13 protein-coding genes are annotated in these 19,515 nt (G+C 71.9%); 7 read left to right on the forward strand and 6 right to left on the reverse strand.

What is annotated here, in order from left to right:
• Nucleotides 1-433 precede the first annotated feature (433 nt).
• Both ACIA6C_RS30950 and ACIA6C_RS30955 read left to right on the forward strand, forming a co-directional pair.
• Nucleotides 434-2,032, forward strand: a complete 1,599-nt coding sequence (locus ACIA6C_RS30950) for an RNA polymerase sigma factor (RefSeq protein ID WP_399280866.1) — start codon at nucleotides 434-436, stop codon at nucleotides 2,030-2,032.
• 111 nt (nucleotides 2,033-2,143) lie between these two features.
• Nucleotides 2,144-3,061: a S1 family peptidase gene (locus ACIA6C_RS30955; RefSeq protein ID WP_399280868.1), complete on the forward strand. Its 918-nt coding sequence runs from the start codon at nucleotides 2,144-2,146 to the stop codon at nucleotides 3,059-3,061.
• Nucleotides 3,062-3,190: 129 nt separating this feature from the next.
• On the opposite strand, the gene ACIA6C_RS30960 is transcribed toward ACIA6C_RS30955, so the two are convergent.
• Entirely contained in the window at nucleotides 3,191-3,427 is a 237-nt protein-coding gene (locus ACIA6C_RS30960) for a hypothetical protein (RefSeq protein WP_030239625.1), read from the reverse strand.
• Nucleotides 3,428-3,873: 446 nt separating this feature from the next.
• Here ACIA6C_RS30960 and ACIA6C_RS30965 point away from each other — a divergent pair, with 446 nt between their 5' ends.
• The 3 genes from ACIA6C_RS30965 (at nucleotide 3,874) to ACIA6C_RS30975 (ending at nucleotide 8,214) form a co-directional block, all read left to right on the forward strand.
• Nucleotides 3,874-5,994 carry a DNA topoisomerase IV subunit B gene (locus ACIA6C_RS30965; RefSeq protein ID WP_361131347.1) on the forward strand — a complete coding sequence of 707 codons (2,121 nt, stop codon included), beginning with the start codon at nucleotides 3,874-3,876 and terminating at the stop codon, nucleotides 5,992-5,994.
• Nucleotides 5,995-6,139: 145 nt separating this feature from the next.
• Entirely contained in the window at nucleotides 6,140-6,625 is a 486-nt protein-coding gene (locus ACIA6C_RS30970) for a DUF485 domain-containing protein (RefSeq protein ID WP_399280870.1), read from the forward strand.
• A complete protein-coding gene (locus tag ACIA6C_RS30975) occupies nucleotides 6,622-8,214 on the forward strand; it encodes a cation acetate symporter (RefSeq protein WP_399280872.1) in 1,593 nt (530 codons plus the stop codon). The genes ACIA6C_RS30970 and ACIA6C_RS30975 overlap by 4 nt, the downstream gene beginning before the upstream one ends.
• Before the next feature lie 48 nt (nucleotides 8,215-8,262).
• Here ACIA6C_RS30975 and ACIA6C_RS30980 read toward each other — a convergent pair whose 3' ends face one another.
• The 3 genes from ACIA6C_RS30980 to ACIA6C_RS30990 form a co-directional block, all read right to left on the reverse strand.
• Nucleotides 8,263-8,967: a response regulator gene (locus ACIA6C_RS30980; protein ID WP_399280874.1), complete on the reverse strand. Its 705-nt coding sequence runs from the start codon at nucleotides 8,965-8,967 to the stop codon at nucleotides 8,263-8,265.
• Nucleotides 8,964-10,580 carry an ATP-binding protein gene (locus ACIA6C_RS30985; protein WP_399280876.1) on the reverse strand — a complete coding sequence of 539 codons (1,617 nt, stop codon included), beginning with the start codon at nucleotides 10,578-10,580 and terminating at the stop codon, nucleotides 8,964-8,966. The genes ACIA6C_RS30980 and ACIA6C_RS30985 overlap by 4 nt, the downstream gene beginning before the upstream one ends.
• 267 nt (nucleotides 10,581-10,847) lie before the next feature.
• Nucleotides 10,848-12,095: a citrate synthase gene (locus tag ACIA6C_RS30990; RefSeq protein WP_399280878.1), complete on the reverse strand. Its 1,248-nt coding sequence runs from the start codon at nucleotides 12,093-12,095 to the stop codon at nucleotides 10,848-10,850.
• 55 nt (nucleotides 12,096-12,150) lie between these two features.
• On the opposite strand from ACIA6C_RS30990, the gene ACIA6C_RS30995 reads away from it, so the two are divergent.
• Complete coding sequence (locus tag ACIA6C_RS30995) at nucleotides 12,151-13,317, forward strand: citrate synthase/methylcitrate synthase (RefSeq protein WP_399281003.1); 1,167 nt, start codon at nucleotides 12,151-12,153, stop codon at nucleotides 13,315-13,317.
• A gap of 14 nt (nucleotides 13,318-13,331) precedes the next feature.
• On the forward strand, nucleotides 13,332-14,471 hold the full coding sequence (locus tag ACIA6C_RS31000; protein WP_399280880.1) for a CobW family GTP-binding protein: 1,140 nt from the start codon (nucleotides 13,332-13,334) through the stop codon (nucleotides 14,469-14,471).
• A gap of 30 nt (nucleotides 14,472-14,501) precedes the next feature.
• On the opposite strand, the gene ACIA6C_RS31005 is transcribed toward ACIA6C_RS31000, so the two are convergent.
• Both ACIA6C_RS31005 and ACIA6C_RS31010 read right to left on the reverse strand, forming a co-directional pair.
• Nucleotides 14,502-16,640, reverse strand: coding sequence for a restriction endonuclease (locus ACIA6C_RS31005; RefSeq protein WP_399280882.1), 2,139 nt, complete (start codon nucleotides 16,638-16,640; stop codon nucleotides 14,502-14,504).
• A 100-nt stretch (nucleotides 16,641-16,740) separates the two neighbouring features.
• Nucleotides 16,741-19,197 carry a DNA topoisomerase IV subunit A gene (locus tag ACIA6C_RS31010; RefSeq protein WP_366078704.1) on the reverse strand — a complete coding sequence of 819 codons (2,457 nt, stop codon included), beginning with the start codon at nucleotides 19,195-19,197 and terminating at the stop codon, nucleotides 16,741-16,743.
• Nucleotides 19,198-19,515 lie beyond the last annotated feature (318 nt).

Here is a 19,515-nt window from a genome sequence, read left to right on the forward strand (position 1 = left end):
CCGGGCGCGGTCTCCGCCGGAGGCCGGGGGGGCGCCCCCCCCGGGGGGGGGGGCGGGGGGCCCCGGGGGGGGGCCCCCGGGGGGGGCCCCCCCCGGGGGGGGGGGCCCCCGCCCCCCCCCCCCCCACCGGTGTGGGGGCACTCGGCGCAGCCTGACGGACAGCCTCGCGAAGTGCGCGTATGACCGTATGACCGGCATTGACGGAAAAGTGGTGTGACTCGGGCCACGAAGATTGGGCGTAACGCTCCGCGACGTCACGCGATGACTCAAGAGGTGATGGCCGACGGAGGGAAGACAGCCCCTTGCGGGTGCTGTGCAGCTCCCCGGCCCCTGCCCGCGCCCCCGGCCCATTCCCAGTCGGTGGTCGTCGGCCACGGTCCAGCACCACCAGGCCGGGGTCGGAAGCCGTTCCCATCGTTCCGAGAGGTTGTTCGTGTCGGCCAGCACATCCCGTACGCTCCCGCCGGAGATCGCCGATTCCGAGTCTGTGATGGCGCTCATCGAGCGGGGCAAGGCCGAGGGGCAGATCGCCGGCGATGACGTGCGTCGGGCCTTCGAGGCTGACCAGATTCCTGCGACCCAGTGGAAGAATGTTCTGCGCAGCCTCAACCAGATCCTCGAGGAAGAGGGTGTGACGCTGATGGTCAGTGCCGCGGAGTCGCCCAAGCGCACCCCCCGCAAGAGCGTCGCAGCGAAGAGCCCGGCCAAGCGGACGGCGACCAAGACCGTGGCGGCGAAGACGGAGGCCGCGCGGGCCGCCGAGCCCGCGGCATCGGAGCCCGCGACGGCGGACCCCGCGACGGCGGACCCCGCGACGGCGGTGCCGGACGCCGCCGACGCCCTGGTGGAAGAACCCGCAGCCGAACCCGCCGCGAAGAAGACCGCGGCGAAGAAGGCGGCGGCCAAGAAGACCGCGCCTGCGAAGAAGGCCACGGCCAAGAAGGCGGCGGCGAAGAAGACCGCGGCGAAGAAGGACGCGGACGAAGCCGACGAGGAGACCCCGGAGGAGGGGCCCGCCGTCAAGGCCGAGTCCGAGGAGGAGGACGACGGCGGCGAGAACAAGGGCTTCGTCATCTCGGACGACGAGGACGACGCCCCGGCGCAGCAGGTCGCCGTGGCCGGCGCCACCGCCGACCCCGTCAAGGACTACCTCAAGCAGATCGGCAAGGTTCCCCTCCTCAACGCCGAGCAGGAGGTCGAGCTCGCCAAGCGGATCGAGGCGGGCCTCTTCGCCGAGGACAAGCTGGCGAACTCGGACAAGCTGGCGCCCAAGCTCAAGCGCGAGCTGGAGATCATCGCGGAGGACGGCCGCCGGGCCAAGAACCACCTGCTGGAGGCCAACCTCCGCCTCGTGGTCTCGCTCGCCAAGCGCTACACCGGCCGCGGCATGCTCTTCCTGGACCTGATCCAGGAGGGGAACCTGGGCCTGATCCGTGCCGTCGAGAAGTTCGACTACACCAAGGGCTACAAGTTCTCCACCTACGCGACCTGGTGGATCCGGCAGGCGATCACCCGCGCCATGGCCGACCAGGCCCGCACCATCCGCATCCCCGTGCACATGGTCGAAGTGATCAACAAGCTGGCCCGCGTGCAGCGCCAGATGCTCCAGGACCTGGGCCGCGAGCCCACCCCGGAGGAGCTGGCCAAGGAACTCGACATGACCCCCGAGAAGGTCATCGAGGTCCAGAAGTACGGCCGCGAGCCGATCTCCCTGCACACCCCGCTGGGCGAGGACGGCGACAGCGAGTTCGGTGACCTCATCGAGGACTCCGAGGCCGTGGTCCCGGCCGACGCCGTCAGCTTCACGCTCCTGCAGGAGCAGCTGCACTCGGTGCTCGACACGCTCAGCGAGCGCGAGGCGGGCGTGGTGTCGATGCGCTTCGGCCTGACCGACGGGCAGCCCAAGACGCTGGACGAGATCGGCAAGGTCTACGGGGTCACCCGCGAGCGGATCCGCCAGATCGAGTCCAAGACCATGTCGAAGCTGCGCCACCCGTCCCGTTCCCAGGTCCTGCGCGACTACCTCGACTGACCGGCCCGCCCGCGTACGGCGCAGGGCGGCGCTGGTGGCCGCGCGGGTGCGCACGGCCACCGGGCATCCCACTCTGGGTGGAGTCATGCACACCCGGAGTCAGGAGGCCTCATGCGTCGTTTCTTTGCCCGTGCCCTGGCGGGCGTGCTGACGCTGGTGGCGGGAGCGGCCGCGGCGCATCCGGCCCAGCTGCCCCGGGCGGCGGCGGACGGGGTGGTGATCGGCGGCCAGCCGGTGAAGGTGGCGGACAGCCCGTGGGTCGTGGCCCTGGCCAGCCGTGACCGGTTCGGAGGTACGCGGGGCGGCCAGTTCTGCGGCGGCGTCCTCGTCGCCCCGGCCAAGGTGGTGACCGCCGCGCACTGCCTCGGGCGGCAGGTGCTGGGCGGTCCCGTCGAGGCGGTGCCCGACCTGCGGGTGATCACGGGGCGTACGGAGCTGCGGGCGTCCGACGGGCGCGAGATCGCCGTGCGGTCGGCCCGGGTGAACCCGGAGTACGACCCCAAGAGCAACGCGGGGGACATCGCGGTGCTGGAACTCGCCGAGGCGGTCCCGGCCCAGTACGTGCTCCCCATGGCCGCGGCCGGGCATCCGGCGTACGAGCCCGGCACGCAGGCGGCCGTGTACGGCTGGGGGGACACGAGCGGGTTCGGCGACTACGCCTACGGGCTGCGCGCCGCGCACGTCACGGTGCTGTCGGACGAGGTCTGCGCCAAGGCGTACCCGGGCGACTCGGACGGGCAGTACCTGCCGGAGTCCATGGTGTGCGCGGGAGAGCAGGAGGGCGGCAAGGACGCGTGTCAGGGCGACAGCGGCGGCCCGCTCGTCGCCCAGGGGCGGCTCATCGGCCTGGTGTCCTGGGGGCGGGGCTGCGGGCGCGCCGACAGTCCGGGGGTGTACACCCGGATCTCCGCGATGGCCGGCTTCGTGAGCGGCTCCGAGAGGGCCGTGCAGCGCGTCGATCGGCAGCAGCCCGTGGCGGGCGCCCCGAGGGGCTCAGCGCGCCGCCCAGCCCCCCTCGAAGGGCTCTAGGGGCTGCCCGCCGGCCCCTCGGCGCACCGGCGGAAATGAGGACGGGCGGCTCCCCCTGGGTCTCAGGGGGAGCCGCCCGTCGACCGGCCTGGCCGGTCCTGGCTCGTCGGATGCGAGGGTAGGCCTGTGTCAGCGGTCCTCGGTGTCGGCGGCATTGGCAGCCGGAGCGGACGTAAGCCGCTCGGTCTCATCCTGTATTTCCGCGGCGATCTTCTTGAGTTCCGGCTCGAACTTACGCCCGTGGTGGGCGCAGAAGAGCAGTTCACCACCGCTCAGCAGGACGACGCGCAGATATGCCTGGGCGCCGCAACGGTCGCATCGGTCAGCGGCCGTCAGCGGGGTCGCGGGTGTCAGAACAGTAGTCACGTCGCCTCTTCTCTAGCTCGACGAGCTGTCGTACCAGGGTCAACATCCAACCAGGCCGAAAACGTTCCCGCTCGCGGCTTTCTTTCGAAACTTCCTTCCGAAGCTGGCCGGCTGTTGCCGGTTGGCGGCGAAGGAGCCGTATTGCGTTGCTTTACGGTTTCGCGTTGTCAGTCGTTCGCTTGTTGCAGTTCCGTCCTCGCCGGCATGAGCGCCGGTTGTTCATGAGGACGTGCCCGAACCCTAAATGGTTCATGCGTCGAAGGGAACGTGATGTTTGCGTCACCCCCTCGGGGGATCGAACATCCGTGCGGATCTGCACTAGGCTGGGGAAGCGACGAGGGTGGCGTTGCATCGGCTCTACCAGGCCTCGGTACCCTCTGACGGGCGACCGAGCCACCCCTGCGCCCAACCGGGCCAGAAAAGAAATTCAGCGAGGAGCGAACTGCGTGACCGCCGACACGTCCGTGCCTTCCAGCGCGCTGCTGTCCGGAGCAGACCGGGACGGTTCCAACTACACCGCGCGGCACCTGCTCGTCCTCGAAGGTCTTGAGGCCGTCCGCAAGCGCCCCGGCATGTATATCGGCTCGACCGACAGCCGAGGCCTGATGCACTGCCTGTGGGAGATCATCGACAATTCCGTCGACGAGGCCCTGGGCGGCTACTGCGACCACATCGAGGTGATCCTCCACGAGGACTCCTCCGTCGAGGTCCGCGACAACGGCCGCGGCATCCCCGTCGACGTCGAGCCCAAGACCGGCCTCTCGGGCGTCGAGGTCGTCATGACCAAGCTGCACGCCGGCGGCAAGTTCGGCGGCGGCTCCTACGCGGCCTCCGGCGGCCTGCACGGGGTCGGCGCCTCGGTCGTCAACGCGCTCTCCGCCCGGCTCGACGTCGAGGTCGACCGCGGCAGCTCGACGCACGCCATCAGCTTCCGCCGCGGTGTGCCCGGGATGTTCACCGAACAGGGCCCCGACAGCCCCTTCGACCCCGCCAACGGCCTGCGCAAGACCAAGCGGATCGCCAAGGGCAAGACGGGCACCCGGGTCCGCTACTGGGCCGACCGCCAGATCTTCCTCAAGGACGCCCGGCTCAACCTGGAGACGCTCTACCAGCGCGCCCGCCAGACGGCCTTCCTCGTTCCCGGCCTGACGCTCGTCGTCCGCGACGAGCGGGCCATCGACGGCGCCGGTAAGACCGAGGAGGTCTTCCGCTTCGACGGCGGCATCAGCGAGTTCTGCGAGTACCTCGCCCAGGACAAGGCCGTCTGCGACGTGCTGCGGCTGACCGGCACCGGGACGTTCAAGGAGACCGTCCCCGTCCTGGACGAGCGCGGTCACATGACCCCCACCGAGGTCACCCGCGAGCTCGGCGTCGACATCGCCCTGCGCTGGGGCACGGGGTACGAGACCAACGTCAAGTCCTTCGTGAACATCATCGCCACGCCCAAGGGCGGCACCCACGTCTCCGGATTCGAGCGTTCGGTCGCCAAGACCGTCAACGAGGTGCTGCGCTCGGCGAAGCTGCTGCGCGTCGCCGAGGACGACGTGGTCAAGGACGACGCGATGGAGGGCATGACGGCGGTCGTCACCGTCCGCCTCGCCGAGCCGCAGTTCGAAGGCCAGACCAAGGAGGTCCTCGGGACCTCCGCGGCCACCCGCATCGTCGCCGCCGTGGTCGCCAGGGAACTCAAGGCGTTCCTGACCTCCACCAAGCGCGACGACAAGCAGCAGGCCCGCGCCGTCATGGAGAAGATCGTCGCGGCCGCCCGGACCCGTATCGCGGCCCGCCAGCACAAGGAGGCCCAGCGCCGCAAGACCGCGCTGGAGTCCTCCTCGCTGCCCGCCAAGCTGGCCGACTGCCGCAGTGACGACGTCGACCGCAGTGAGCTGTTCATCGTCGAGGGCGATTCGGCCCTCGGCACGGCCAAGCTCGCCCGCAACTCCGAGTTCCAGGCGCTCCTGCCGATCCGCGGCAAGATCCTCAACGTCCAGAAGTCCTCGGTCTCGGACATGCTCAAGAACGCCGAGTGCGGCGCGATCATCCAGGTCATAGGAGCCGGCTCGGGCCGGACCTTCGACATCGACGCCGCCCGCTACGGCAAGATCGTCCTGCTCGTCGACGCCGATGTGGACGGCGCGCACATCAGGTGCCTGCTGCTCACGCTCTTCCAGCGGTACATGCGGCCGATGGTCGAGGCGGGGCGGGTCTTCGCGGCCGTGCCGCCGCTGCACCGGATCGAACTCGTCCAGCCCAAGAAGGGCCAGGACAAGTACGTCTACACGTACTCGGACAACGAGCTGCGCCAGACGCTGCTGGAGTATCAGCGCAAGAACATCCGCTACAAGGACGCCATCCAGCGCTACAAGGGCCTCGGCGAGATGGACGCCGACCAGCTCGCGGAGACCACCATGGACCCGCGCCACAGGACGCTGCGCCGGATCAACATCGGCGACCTGGACTCCGCCGAGTCGGTCTTCGACCTCCTCATGGGCAACGAGGTCGCCCCGCGCAAGGAGTTCATCACCGGCTCCGCCGCGACCCTGGACCGCTCGCGCATCGACGCCTGAGCCGTTCCCGGGCCGATCCCGGGGCCCCGGCGCTCTTCGCCCATCACCTGAACGAGTGAAGAGCGCCGGTAAGGCCGTCCGGAAAGCCCCCATTGCCCCATCCTTGTGGCGCGCGGCCAATGCGGTCGCGGACAAGGAGAGTTCGGTGGACAAGCACGAAGGTCGTGATGCCGGAACGATCCGGCTGGACGACCCCTGGTACGACGCGCCGGCAGTCGGCTGGGACGAGGGCGCCGCGACGGATCCCGCGAGCCGGGCGGCCGACGACCGGTCCGCACCCGGCGCCCGCGACATCTACCTCGAAGTGCAGCGCAGCGAGGCCTTCCGGGAAGTGCGAAGCCGCTACCGGGGGTTCGTCATCCCCGCGACCGCCGGCTTCTTCCTCTGGTACGTCGCCTACGTGGTCGCCGCCACCGCGGCGCCCGGCCTGATGGCCCGGCCCGTCGTGGGCGCGGTCAACGTGGCACTGCTCGCGGGCCTCGGCCAGTTCCTCACCACCTTCCTCCTGACTTGGGCCTACGCCCGGCACGCGCGGCTGCGCCGCGACCGGGCCGCGCTCGACCTGCGCTGGACGGTCTTCGAACAGGAACGGGGCCGGCAGCACGACCTCGCCCGGGAGGAGGGCCGTTGAGCACCGAACACCAGGCCCTCGCGCTGGTCCTGTTCAGCGTCTTCATCGCGATCACCCTGGGCATCACCACCTGGGTGAGCCGCAACCGGCACGGCTCGGCGGAGGAGTTCTACGCCGGCGGGCGCCTGTTCTCCCCGCTGGAGAACGGGTTCGCCATCGCCGGCGACTACATGTCGGCCGCCTCCTTCCTCGGCATCTCCGGCCTCATCGCCCTGTTCGGCTACGACGGCATGCTGTACTCGGTGGGATTCCTCGTCGCGTGGCTGGTGGTCCTCTTCCTGGTCGCCGAACTGGTCCGCAACTGCGGGCGGTTCACCCTCGCCGACGTGGTCGCGGCCCGGATGAGCCAAAGGCCGGTCCGGATCGCCGCCGGCACCTCCTCGGTGGTGGTGTCCGTGCTGTACCTCGTCGCGCAGATGGTCGGCGCCGGCAGTCTGGTAGGGCTACTGATCGGCGGTTCGGGCACCGCCGCCAAGACCCTGACCGTGATCGGTGTCGGCGCGCTCATGGTGGTCTACGTGTCGTTCGGCGGCATGCGGGCCACCACCTGGATCCAGATCGTCAAGGCCGTGCTGCTGATGGGCGGCGCGATCACCCTGACCGTACTGGTGCTGCTGCGCTTCCACGGTGACGTCAACCAGCTTCTGACCAGCGCCGCCGAGCGCAGCGGCCACGGCGCCCGGTTCCTCGGCCCCGGCCTCAAGTACGGGGCGGACTGGACCGCTCGCTTCGACTTCATCAGTCTGGGCCTCGCCCTCGTCCTGGGCACGGCCGGCCTTCCGCACATCCTGTCCCGCTTCTACACCGTGCCCACGGCGCGCGCGGCGCGGCGGTCCGTCGTCTGGGCCATCGCGCTGATCGGCGGGTTCTACCTGATGACCATCGTGCTCGGGTTCGGAGCGGCCGCGCTGCTCGGGCCCGGCCGGGTACGGGCGTCCAACGCCTCCGGGAACACGGCGGTTCCGCTGCTCGCGGGCTACCTGGGCGGGGGCCTCGATTCCACCGGCGGCGCGGTGCTGTTCGCCTTCGTCGCTGCCATCGCCTTCGCGACCATCCTCGCGGTGGTCGCCGGGATCACCCTCGCGTCCTCGGCCTCTGTCGCGCACGACTTGTACGCGTCGCTCAAGCACCGCCACGGCCGGCAGCGCAGCGAGGTGGCGGTGGCCAAGGCCGCGGCTGTCGGGATCGGGGCGATGGCGATCGCACTGGGGTTGCTGGCCCAGGACCTGAACGTGGCGTTCCTGGTCGGGCTGGCCTTCGCGGTGGCCGCGTCCGCCAACCTGCCCGTGCTGCTGTACTCGCTGTTCTGGCGGGAGTTCACCACGCGGGGTGCGGTCTGGGCCGTGTACGGGGGGCTGGTGCCGGCGGTGGTGCTGGTCGTGCTGTCCCCGGTGGTCTCCGGCAGTCCGGAGTCCCTGTTCCCGGGAGCGGACTTCCAGTACTTCCCGCTCCAGAACCCCGGGATCGTGTCGATCCCGCTCGGGTTCCTCGCGGGCTGGCTGGGCACGCTCACCTCGGCGGAGGCACCGGACGCGGCGAAGCACGCGGAGACGGAGGTCCGGTCGCTGACCGGGGCGGGCGCGGTGTGACGGCGCCGGTCCCTGCCCGGGCGGTCTTCTCCGGCGCCCGGACGGGCCCTACGCCGGGCCGCGGTCCTGGGGCCGCCAGCTGTAGCGGTGTTCCGGGCGGCCGGTCTCGCCGTAGCGCAGGGCGAGCGTGACCCGGCCGGAGCGGTCCAGCAGCTTGAGGTAGCGCTGGGCGGTCTGGCGGCTGATGCCCGCCCGGTCGGCGATCTGCTGGGTCGACAGCGGCCCGGCCGCGGTGCGCAGGACCTGGCGGACCAGTTCGGCGGTGGTCGGCGAGTGGCCCTTGGGCAGGTCGTTGGGGCTTTCGGCCGCCGCCAGCGCGCCGAACAGGCGGTCCACCTCGGCCTGTTCGGCCTCGCCGCCGGCCTCCAGGGCGTGCCGCAGGGCCCGGTACGCCTCCAGCCGGGTGCGGAGCCCGGTGAAGGTGAACGGCTTGACGAGGTACTGGAGGGCGCCGAGGCGCATGGCGGCCTGGACGGTGGACAGGTCCCGGGCGGCGGTGACCATGATGACGTCGGTGCGGTGGCCGTTCTGGCGCAGGCGACGCACCAGGTCCAGGCCGTTCTCGTCGGGGAGGTAGTGGTCCAGGAGGATCAGGTCGACCGGATGGGACTCCAGGAACTCCATCGCCTCGGCCGCGCAGTGGACTTCGGCGGAAACCCGGAAACCGGGAACCTTCGCCACGTACGCCGCGTTGATCCGGGCAACACGCATGTCGTCGTCGACGACCAATACGTGCATCGGGGTCTCGTTCATCGCAGGGCCTCCGGGAGTACGACGGAGAACTCCGCCCCTCCGTCCGCTGTCCCGCCGGCCCGGACCGTGCCGCCCTGCCGCTCGGCCAGGCGGCGCACCAGAGCGAGCCCCAGTCCGCGTTCGCGGTGCGCAGAGGGTTGCTTGGTCGACCAGCCCTCGGTGAAGATCTCCTCGCGGTGGCCGGCGGGGACGCCGGGGCCGCTGTCCCGGACGTGGAGCAGCGCCGAGCGCCCTTCGGCGCGGAGCTCCACCTCGACCCAGGGCGCCGCCGAGGCCGAGGCCGCGTCCAGGGCGTTGTCGACGAGGTTGCCCGTGATGGTCACGAGGCCGCCCGGATCGATGAGGCCGTCCGGGAGCAAGGTGCGGTCGGCGAGGCGCAGGGAGACGCCCCGCTCGGCGGCGACCGCGCCCTTGCCCACGAGGAGGGCGGCCAGCAGCGGGTCGCGGACCTTCTCGGTGACCTGTTCGGCGGTGCTGCGGTGCACTCCGGCGACCTCGGTCACGAACTCCGCCGCCTCGTCGTGGAGGCCGAGCTCCAGCAGGCCGAGGAGGGTGTGGAGCCGGTTGGCGTGCTCGTGGTCTTGCGCGCGCAGGGCTTCGATCAGGCCTCGGGTGGAGTCCAGCTCCCGGGCCAGGTGCTCCAGCTCGGTGCGGTCGCGCAGGGTGGCGACGGCGCCGCCGTCCTCGGTCGGCATCCGGTTGGCCACCAGCACCCGGGAGCCCTGGACGGTCAGCAGGTCGCGGCCGGTGACCCGGCCCGAGAGGACGTCGGCGGTGCGGCCCGCGCCGAGTACGTCGTCCAGCGCGCGCCCGGAGAGCGCGTCGGCGGAGTGCGGCGCGAGGCCCAGCAGCCGGGCGGCTTCGTCGTTGACCAGGCGGACGCGGCCGTCGCGGTCGAGCGCGATCACGCCTTCGCGGATGGAGTGCAGCATGGCCTCCCGCTCGGCGAGCAGGGCGGAGATGTCCGAGAAGGCCAGGTCGCGGGTCTGCCGCTGGATCTTGCGGGAGAGCAGGTAGGCGGCGAGTGCCCCGGCCGCGAGGGCGCCGCCGGCGTAGGCGAGCAGGCCCGGGATGGCACCGATCAGCCGCTCCCGGACGCTGTCGTAGGCGATGCCGACCGAAACGGCGCCGACGATCTCCCCGTCGGCGGCGACCAACGGCACCTTGCCGCGGGCCGAGCGGCCCAGGGTGCCTTCGTCGATCTCCATCACCTCGCGGCCGGCGAGGGCGTCGCCCGGGTCGGTGGAGACCGGCTTCCCGATGCGGTCGGGGCTGGGGTGGGAGCGGCGGATCCCGTTCAGGTCCACGACGACCACGTACTCGGCGCCCGTCGCCCGGCGGATGCGCTCGGCAGCCGCCTGCACCGGGCTGTCCGGGACGGGGGCGGAGTCCAGCAGGCCGGTGGCCAGCGCCGGGTCGGCCGCCGCGCTCTGGGCGATCGCGAGGGCCCGGCGCATGGCCTGGTCGTCGAGCTGCGAGCCGAGCGGCGCCAGGAACAGCCCGGTGGCCAGCACCGCCACCCCGGCGGCGATGGCGAGCTGCGTCAGCAGGATCTGCGAGACGGCCCGTCTGGGCAGCCCGAGGCGCCGAGCGCCGGTGAGGAGGAACCGCATGGGTAGCACCGTAGGTCGGCTTCGGCACAAGCGGAATCCCGGTCCGCGCTGCGGTCGGTCCGCCGGGGGCGGGCCGGAGCCGCTCCGGACGCCGCTGCCCGCGGGGACGTCGGCGGTCGCGGCGCCGGGCCGGGGCGGGAACCGGAGGTCCTCGGCGGGGTGCACGGCCGGCCGGTCCACCGGTGGTGCGGGCTGCTCATCGGCTCCGGTAGGGCGGCCGGAGTGAGGGACGTCGCAGTCCGCCGGCCGTGGGGCCCGGCCCACCCGTCACGGAAGGGGGCGGGGTGGCCGCGGGCCGGTGTAGTGGCCACTCGGGCGCATGCGGAGCGGGCGCTCCTGGTACTCCTCCAGGGCGTGGGCGATCCAGCCCGCCGTCCGGGACACCGCGAACACCGTCTCGCCCGCCTCGGCCGGCATGGCGTACGACACCGTCAGCACCGCCACCGCCAGGTCGACGTTGGGGTAGAGGCCGCCGCCGTGGCGGGCCATCACCTCGGCAACGTCCTGCGCCGCCCGGAGTGCGGGGGAGGCCTGAGGCAGTTGCTCCAGCCGCGCGAACAGCGCCCCGGCGCGCGGGTCCTGCCCCCGGTAGAGCCGGTGGCCGAGTCCCGGTACCCGGCGTCCCGCCCGCAGGTACTCCGCCACCACCGGCGCCGCCGCGCCCCGCTCCAGGACCTCCACCAGCATCATGTGGGCCAGCCGCCCGGCGGCTCCGTGCAGGGGCCCTTCGAGGGCCCCGAGTCCGGCCGAGACCGCCGCGTACGGGTGGGCCCGCGCGGACGCCGCCACGCGGACGGCCAGGGTGGAGGCGGCCAGGTCGTGGTCGGCCAGGAGGGCCAGCGCGAGGTCCAGCACCGCCAGGGCGTCCGGGTCGGGCTCCAGGGGTGTGAGCCGGGACCACAGCCGCCGGGCCAGTCTGGCGTCACCGCCCCACTGGGCGGGCCCCACCTCGGGCAGCGCGCCGACCAGCGTCGGGATCAGGCCGCGTGCGGCGCCCAGTACGGCGGTCTCGGATAGGTCGAACCGCAGCGGATCCGCCACGGCCGCGGCGGCGACCGCCACCCGGAGCCGGTCGACGGGACCGCTGTGCTCGGGCAGCGCCGCCACCGAGCGGCGCGCGGCCGCCAGGGGCTCCGGCGGTGCGGTGAACCGGGCGCCGGGGGCCGGCTTCCCGGTCCAGAGCCACTCCGCGACCTCCTCGTAGCGGTGCCGCGAGGCCAGTTCGACCGCGTCCACGCCGCGGAAGTAGTACCGGTCGTCCTCGATCAGGGTGAGGGAGGTCCGGACCGAGAGTTCTCCCGGGGCGGCCGGGGGACCTGCCGCCTCGCGCCGGTTGCGCCGGGCCAGTGCCTCGACTTCGCGCGCGTCGAAGCTGCTGCCGCGGCCGACCGGGTCCCGGCGGCTGGTCAGCTGGCCCCGGCTCACGTACGCGTACACGGTCGCGGGCTTCACTCCGAGCGCTTCCGCCGCCTGCTGGGTGGTGAGCCGTCGCTCGCCGTCCGCCTGCTCGTTCATGACGGACACCCTACATAGATTGATTCAATCAATATTGACAAGGATTGAATCCATGATGGATGGTCGATCCATGAACCTCACCGTCGAAGTACCCCGCGGACTCGCGGGAGTCGTGGTCACCGAGACGCAGCTCGGGGACGTCCGAGGCCTCGAAGGCTTCTACCACTACCGCCAGTACTCGGCCGTCGAGCTCGCCACCAGCCGCAGCTTCGAGGACGTGTGGCAGCTGATGTTCCGGGGCGCCCTGCCCGCGGACGCCGCCGAGCGCGCCGCCTTCGCCGCCGAGATCGCCCCGCTGCGCCACCTGCCCGTCGAGGTCCGCGACGCCCTGCCCGCCCTCGCCCGGGCCACCGCCCTGTCCGGCCCGCTCGCGGGCCTGCGCACGGCGCTCTCCCTGCTCGGTGCCTCCGCCGGCTTCCGGCCCGTCTACGACCTGAGCCCCGACCGCCGGGAGGCCGACGCGCTCGCCGCCTGCGCCGCCGTGCCGACGCTGCTCACCGCGCTGCACCGGCTCGGGCAGGGCCTGGAGCCGGTGGACCCGCGGGACGACCTCCCGTACGCCGCCAACTACCTCTACATGCTGACCGGGCAGGAGCCCGAGCCGGCCAAGGCCCGCGCGGTCGAGCAGTACCTGATCTCCACGATCGACCACGGCTTCAACGCCTCCACCTTCACCGCCCGCGTCATCGCCTCCACGGGCGCCGATGTCGCCGCCTGCCTGACCGGGGCGATCGGGGCACTCTCCGGTCCGCTGCACGGGGGCGCCCCGAGCCGGGCCCTGGATACCCTCGACGCGATCGGCACGGCGGACCGGATCGACCCGTGGATCCGCGAACGCGTCCTGGCCGGGGACCGGATCATGGGCTTCGGCCACCCCGTCTACCGCACCGAGGACCCGCGTTCGCGGATGCTGAGGGACATCGCCCGGCAGTTCGGCGGGCCGCTGGTGGACTTCGCCGTCGAGGTCGAACGGCACGTCGAGGAGATCCTCGCCGAACTCAAGCCGCACCGTGAGCTGCACACCAACGTGGAGTTCTACGCGGGCGTCGTCATGGAACTGTGCGGGCTGCCGCGCGAGATGTTCACCCCGACGTTCTGCGCGGCCCGCGTCGTCGGCTGGAGCGCGAACGTCCTCGAACAGGCCGCCGACTCGAAGATCATCCGTCCCACCGCCCGCTACAGCGGCCCCACCCCGCCCCAGCCGGTCCCCGCCCTCGGCTGACTACGATCGGCCGGGTGCACCCGACATCACCCACCACCAGGCAGCCCGACCGGAGCGCTCCCACCATCCCCGTCGTGGTCCTCGCCGGATTCCTCGGATCCGGCAAGACCACCCTGCTCAACCATCTCCTCGCCCACCGCGGCGGCACGCGCATCGGAGTCGTCGTCAACGACTTCGGCACGATCGAGATCGACGCGATGGCGGTGGCCGGGCAGCTCGGCGACTCGATGGTCTCGCTCGGCGGGGGCTGCCTGTGCTGCGCGGTCGACGGAAGCGAACTCGACGCGTACCTGGAGAAGCTCTCCGCCCCCGCGCACCGGATCGACGTCATCGTCATCGAGGCCAGCGGCCTGGCCGAACCGCAGGAACTGATCCGGATGCTGATGGCCAGCGAGAACTCGGCGATCCGCTACGGCGGAACGGTGGAGGTCGTGGACGCCGCGGAGTTCGACGCGACGCGGGCCCGGCACCCGGAGACCGACCGCCACCTCGCGGTCGCCGACCTCGTGGTCCTGAACAAGACCGACCGGATCGACGCCGCCGAGCGGACCCGCATCGTGGCGGAACTCGCCGCGGTGTGCGGACCCGGTACCCCGGTGGTGACCGTCGACCACGGGCGCGTCGACCCCGAACTGCTCTTCGACCGCCGTCCCTGGACCGAGCCGCGGGGCCAGCTGTCCTTCGAGGACCTGCTGGCAGGCGAAGCCGCGGACGACGAGGACGGCCACGCCGGGCACGTCCACGCCCGGTACGAGAGCGTGGAATTCGTATCGGAGCAGGCGATGAACCCGCGCCGGTTCATCGACTTCCTCGACCGCCGCCCGGCCGGCCTCTACCGGATCAAGGGCTACGTCTACTTCGGCGTCCCCGGGCACGAGGAACGCCACGAGGTCCATGCCGTGGGCCGCTTCCTGCGCTTCGCCACCGCCCCCTGGCCGCGGGGCGCGGCACGGCTGACGCAGCTGGTCCTGATCGGCTCCGACATGGACGGCGCCGGCCTGCTCCGCGAACTGGACGCCTGCCGCGAGCCGCAGCCGCGACGGCTGAGCCCCGAGAGCATGTGGGGCGTGCTGCGGTACGCCGCCCGGCCCGTCCGGGAAGAGGACGCCGCGCCCGACGACACCTGCGCCGACGAGCCGGAGCAGAGCTACTAGCCCCGACAGGGCCCGAGTGGCTGGAAGGGCTCAGGCGACCTCGATGCCGAAGTCGCCGAGCAGGTCGCCCAGGCCACCGCGGTAGCCCTTGCCGCCGATCACGAACTTCCAGTCGCCGCCCGGGCGGCGACGGAAGGAGCCCAGCACCAGGGCGGTCTCGCCGTGCCGCCCGTCGGAGACCTCCAGCTGGTCGAGTTCCTGGCCGGCGGAGTCGAGGAGGCGGATCCGGGCCTCGGTGAAACCGGCGAGGTCGGCGTCCGGATTGACCTCCGGGTCTACGGCCGCGACGAGCACCAGGCGGTCGGCGCGCTCCGGCAGGGCGTCGAAGTCGACCTCCACGGCCGCCTTGTCGGGCGCCGTGTGCGTCCCGGACCGCACGGAACCGTCGGGGGTCCGGAGGTTGTTGAAGAAGACGAAGTGGTCCTCGCTCAGCACCCGGCTGCCCTCGCAGACCAGCGCGCAGACGTCCAGCGCGACGCTGCCGGACCATGACATGCCGAGGACGTTGTACGCGGCCGGGTCCGTCACGGGCGTGGACGCCGGAGCGGGGGTGGGCGTCGGAGCGGGGGTGGGCGTCGACGCCGCACCGCGCTCCGCCCCGGCCGCCGGGCGGCCGCCGTCGCCCAGGCGGCCCCGTAGCCCGTGCTGGTGGAGCAGCGCCACCAGTTCGGTCCCGGGAACCAACTCCAGGGGCTTGCCGTTGGCAAAGGTGTACGACCCCGGCCCGAAGGACGCGGTGGTGACCAGCACCCCCTTGTTCGCCCCCCTGTCCTGGACCGTGCCGTACAGGTCCCGCACCGCCGTCGGCGGGACCGTGTTGCGGTAGCGCTTGACCTGGACGACGATCCGCCCGCCCCGGATCGGCGCCGGGTCCAGCGCCTCCACGTCCACGCCGCCGTCACCCGACCGCTGCGTGGTCACCGCTTCCATGCCCATCGCCCGGAACAGCTCGGCGACCAGGTTCTCGAAGGCGATCGGGTCCATGGTGAACAGGTCGGGCTCCTCCTCGCCGCCGCCCGCGTGCCCGCCGTGGCTGACGACGCCACCGACCTCGCCGGGCCTGCGCCCGGGCCGTACCGCCGCCGGCTGGTCCGGCCGGGCCGACAGCTGCCCGCCCAGCCCGTCGAGCAGGCAGTCCACCGCGCTCACCTGCTCCAGGCGCAGCCCGGCGAAAGCCTCGCGCTCGGCCCGCACGGTGGCCAGGACGATCTGCGCCTCCCGCCCCGTCACCGGATCATGGTCGTCCACGAACCCGTTGACGACCACCGAGTCCAGCGCGCCGAACTCGTCCGCCGCGTACAGCTCGCGCAGCACCAGCAGCACGCACTGCGCCAGCAGGTCCCGGTACAGCGCCCGGCGCTGCGTGACGGGGCGGGCGGTCTCCTTGTCCTGGTCCGTGCTCGGCACGTACCGGACCGCCTTGGTCTCCGGTACCACCTCGAAGCGCGGCAGCTCCCAGTCCAGCACCAGCTGCCGGGCCGCCCGGTCGTACGCGGCGGACACCTGCCGGGGCAGGTTCTCGGGCCATGCCGCGGACGCGTACAGGGCGGCCGAGAAGTACTCGACCGCCGCCTCGGCGTCCCCGGTCCGCAGGGCGGCGGCCAGCTCGTCCAGCCCGCGGTTGTGTGCCCGGATCGCGGCGAGCTGCGCGGCCGCCCACCGCTCGTACTGCTGGCGGTTCTCTGCCAGTTGCTGCTGACGCCGGGTCTCTGCCGACTGGGCCTTCTGCCGGGCCCGCACGTACCGGGCCTGCTCCTCGCGCTCCGCCTGCACCCGCCGGTAGGAGCCCAGCGCCATGCCGCTGCTCTGCTGCTGGAACTGCTCGATGCGAGGCATCGCCACCGGGTGGGCCAAGGGACCCGGACGGAAGGGTTCGAGCACCTCGCTCCGCACCAGCGAGGCCATACGGAAGGCAGTCGCCCGGCAGCCCTGCGCCAGCAGGTTCTGCAGCGCCGCGACCTCGGCCTCTATGCACTCTGTGCGGCTCCGCGCCTCGGCTTCACGGCGTTGCCGGTAGGCGGCCTGCTGTTCGCGTTGGCCCCGGCTCACGTCCCGGTCCCAAGCCCGCCGTCGGCGCTCGGCCTCGCGCTGCTGGATCAACTGTGTCCGTTGCTGCCTGCGCTGAGCCTCCGCCCAGTCCCCGATCATCCCACCCGACTGACGGCTCATCAGCATTCCCCCGCCCCCACCACAAGCACCAACGGGAAAACACTAGTCGGCATTCGGGTGGTACGTCCCCCGTCCGTACCACCCGAACCGACTGCTTCCGCTACAGCGCGCCCCCCGCCAACGCCGCGACGGCGGAAGGCAGGGCGGTGCCCGAGCCGTCCCGGCGCGGGTCGACCGCCGGCAGATCGGCCGGGGCGCCGGTGGCCGTCGCCGCGCGGACCGGGGCGTTGCCCGCCCAGGCGAGCGTCAGCACGTCCTCGCCCTTGAGGAACCGCTGGCAGCGCACGCCGCCGGTGGCCCTGCCCTTGCGCGGGTACTGGTCGAACGGGGTCAGCTTCCCGGACAGCACCGAGTCGTCCAGCGTCCCGTGGGAGCCCGCCACCGTGAACACCATGGCTTCGCGGCCCGGGTCCACCGCCGAGAAGTGGATCACCTTGGCGCCCTCGGAGAGCTTGATGCCCGCCATGCCGCCCGCCGGGCGGCCCTGCGGACGCACCTGCCCCGCCGGGTAGCGCAGCAGCTGGGCGTCGTCGGTGATGAAGACCAGGTCCTCCTCGCCCGTGCTCAGCTCGACCGCTCCGACGATCCGGTCGCCCTCCTTGAGGGTGATGACCTCCAGCTCGTCCTTGTTCGCCGGGTAGTCCGGCACGACCCGCTTGACCACGCCCTGCTCGGTGCCCAGCGCCAGGCCCTGCGAGGACTCGTCCAGCGAGAGCAGGCAGATCACCTGCTCGTCCGCCTCCAGGCCCGACAGGAACTCGGCGACCGGGGCGCCCCCCGCCAGGTTCGGCGCGGTGTGGGTGTCCGGCAGCTGCGGCAGGTCGATCACCGACAGCCGCAGCAGCCGCCCGTAGGAGGTGACCACGCCGACCTCGGCCCGGGCCGTGGCGGTGACCTGCGAGACGATCAGGTCGTGCTTGGCGCGGGGCCCGCCCTCCTCCAGCGGCAGCGGTTCGGCGGTCACCGTACGCGCCAGCAGGCCCGTCGAGGACAGCAGCACCCGGCAGGGGTCGTCCGCGACCTCCAGCGGAACCGCCCCGACCGGCGCGGCACCCGACTCCAGCAGGACCGTACGCCGTTCGGTGGAGAACTTCTTCGCGACCGCGGCCAGTTCGGAGGAGACCAGCTTGCGCAGCTCGCTGTCGGACTCCAGGATCCCGGTCAGCTCGTCGATCTCGCCGGTCAGCCGGTCGCGCTCGGACTCCAACTCGATCCGGTCGAAGCGGGTGAGCCGGCGCAGCGGGGTGTCCAGGATGTACTGCGTCTGGATCTCGCTCAGGGAGAACCGCTCGATCAGCCGTTCCTTGGCCTGGGCCGAGTTGTCGCTGTCCCGGATGATCCGGATGACCTCGTCGATGTCGATGAGGGCCACCAGCAGGCCCTCGACCAGGTGCAGGCGGTCGCGCCGCTTGCCCCGGCGGAACTCGCTGCGCCGCCGGACGACCTCGAAGCGGTGGTCGAGGTAGACCTCCAGCAGCTCCTTGAGGCCCAGCGTCAGCGGCTGCCCGTCGACCAGCGCGACGTTGTTGATGCCGAAGGACTCCTCCATCGGCGTCAGCTTGTAGAGCTGTTCCAGTACGGCTTCCGGGTGGAAGCCGTTCTTGATCTCGATGACCAGGCGCAGGCCGTGCGAGCGGTCGGTGAGGTCCTTGACGTCGGCGATGCCCTGGAGCTTCTTCGAACCGACGAGGTCCTTGATCTTCGCGATGACCTTCTCGGGACCGACCGTGAAGGGCAGTTCGGTGACGACCAGGCCCTTGCGGCGGGCGGTCACGTTCTCCACGGCCACCGTCGCGCGGATCTTGAACGTCCCGCGGCCGTTCTCGTAGGCGTCCTTGATGCCGGACAGGCCCACGATCCGTCCGCCGGTCGGCAGGTCGGGACCCGGCACGAAGCGCATCAGCGCCTCCAGGTCCGCCTGCGGGTAGCGGATCAAGTGCCGGGCGGCCGCGATGACCTCGCCGAGGTTGTGCGGCGGCATGTTGGTGGCCATGCCGACCGCGATCCCGGACGCGCCGTTGACCAGCAGGTTCGGGTACGCGGCGGGCAGGGCGACCGGCTCGCGCTCCTGGCCGTCGTAGTTGGCGGCGAAGTCGACGGTGTCCTCGTCGATCGACTCCGTCATCAGTGACGTGGCGTCGGCCATCTTGCACTCGGTGTAACGCATCGCGGCCGGCGGGTCGTCGTTGCCGAGCGAACCGAAGTTGCCGTGGCCGTCGACGAGCGGCAGCCGCATCGAGAACGGCTGCGCCATGCGTACGAGGGCGTCGTAGATCGACGCGTCGCCGTGCGGGTGCAGCTTGCCCATGACCTCGCCCACGACGCGGGCGCACTTGACGTACCCGCGGTCGGGGCGCAGGCCCATCTCGTTCATCTGGTAGACGATGCGCCGGTGCACGGGCTTCATGCCGTCGCGGGCGTCCGGCAGGGCACGGGAGTAGATCACCGAGTACGCGTACTCGAGGAAGGAGCCCTGCATTTCGTCGACGACGTCGATGTCGAGGATCTTCTCCTCGAAATCCTCCGGCGGCGGGGTCTTCGTGCTGCGGCGGGCCATCGCTGCGCGGCTCCTTAACCAAGAAAGGGTGTACTCGGGGTCTGACGGTCTGGTCTGGCGGTCTGGTCTGACGGGTTCGTACCGAAGTCTGCCGGTCCGGCCTACGGTCCGGCCGGGGATCCGGCCGGTTTCGCCCGGTGTCGACGTCGACGCGGACCATTGTGGCCCGTGGCACCGACAACGCCGACTCCGACCCTGGGGTCCCCCCGGGCAGGAGCCCGGGGAGGGAAGCCGGGAACTTCTCCGGTTGCCGACGCGCTTGCATACAGTGGCAGGTCTGACAGAAATCTCTGCATCGCGATCGAAGGGACCACATGC

It is taken from the genome of Streptomyces sp. NPDC051578, assembly GCF_044454045.1.
Classification (GTDB): Bacteria; Actinomycetota; Actinomycetes; order Streptomycetales; family Streptomycetaceae; genus Streptomyces.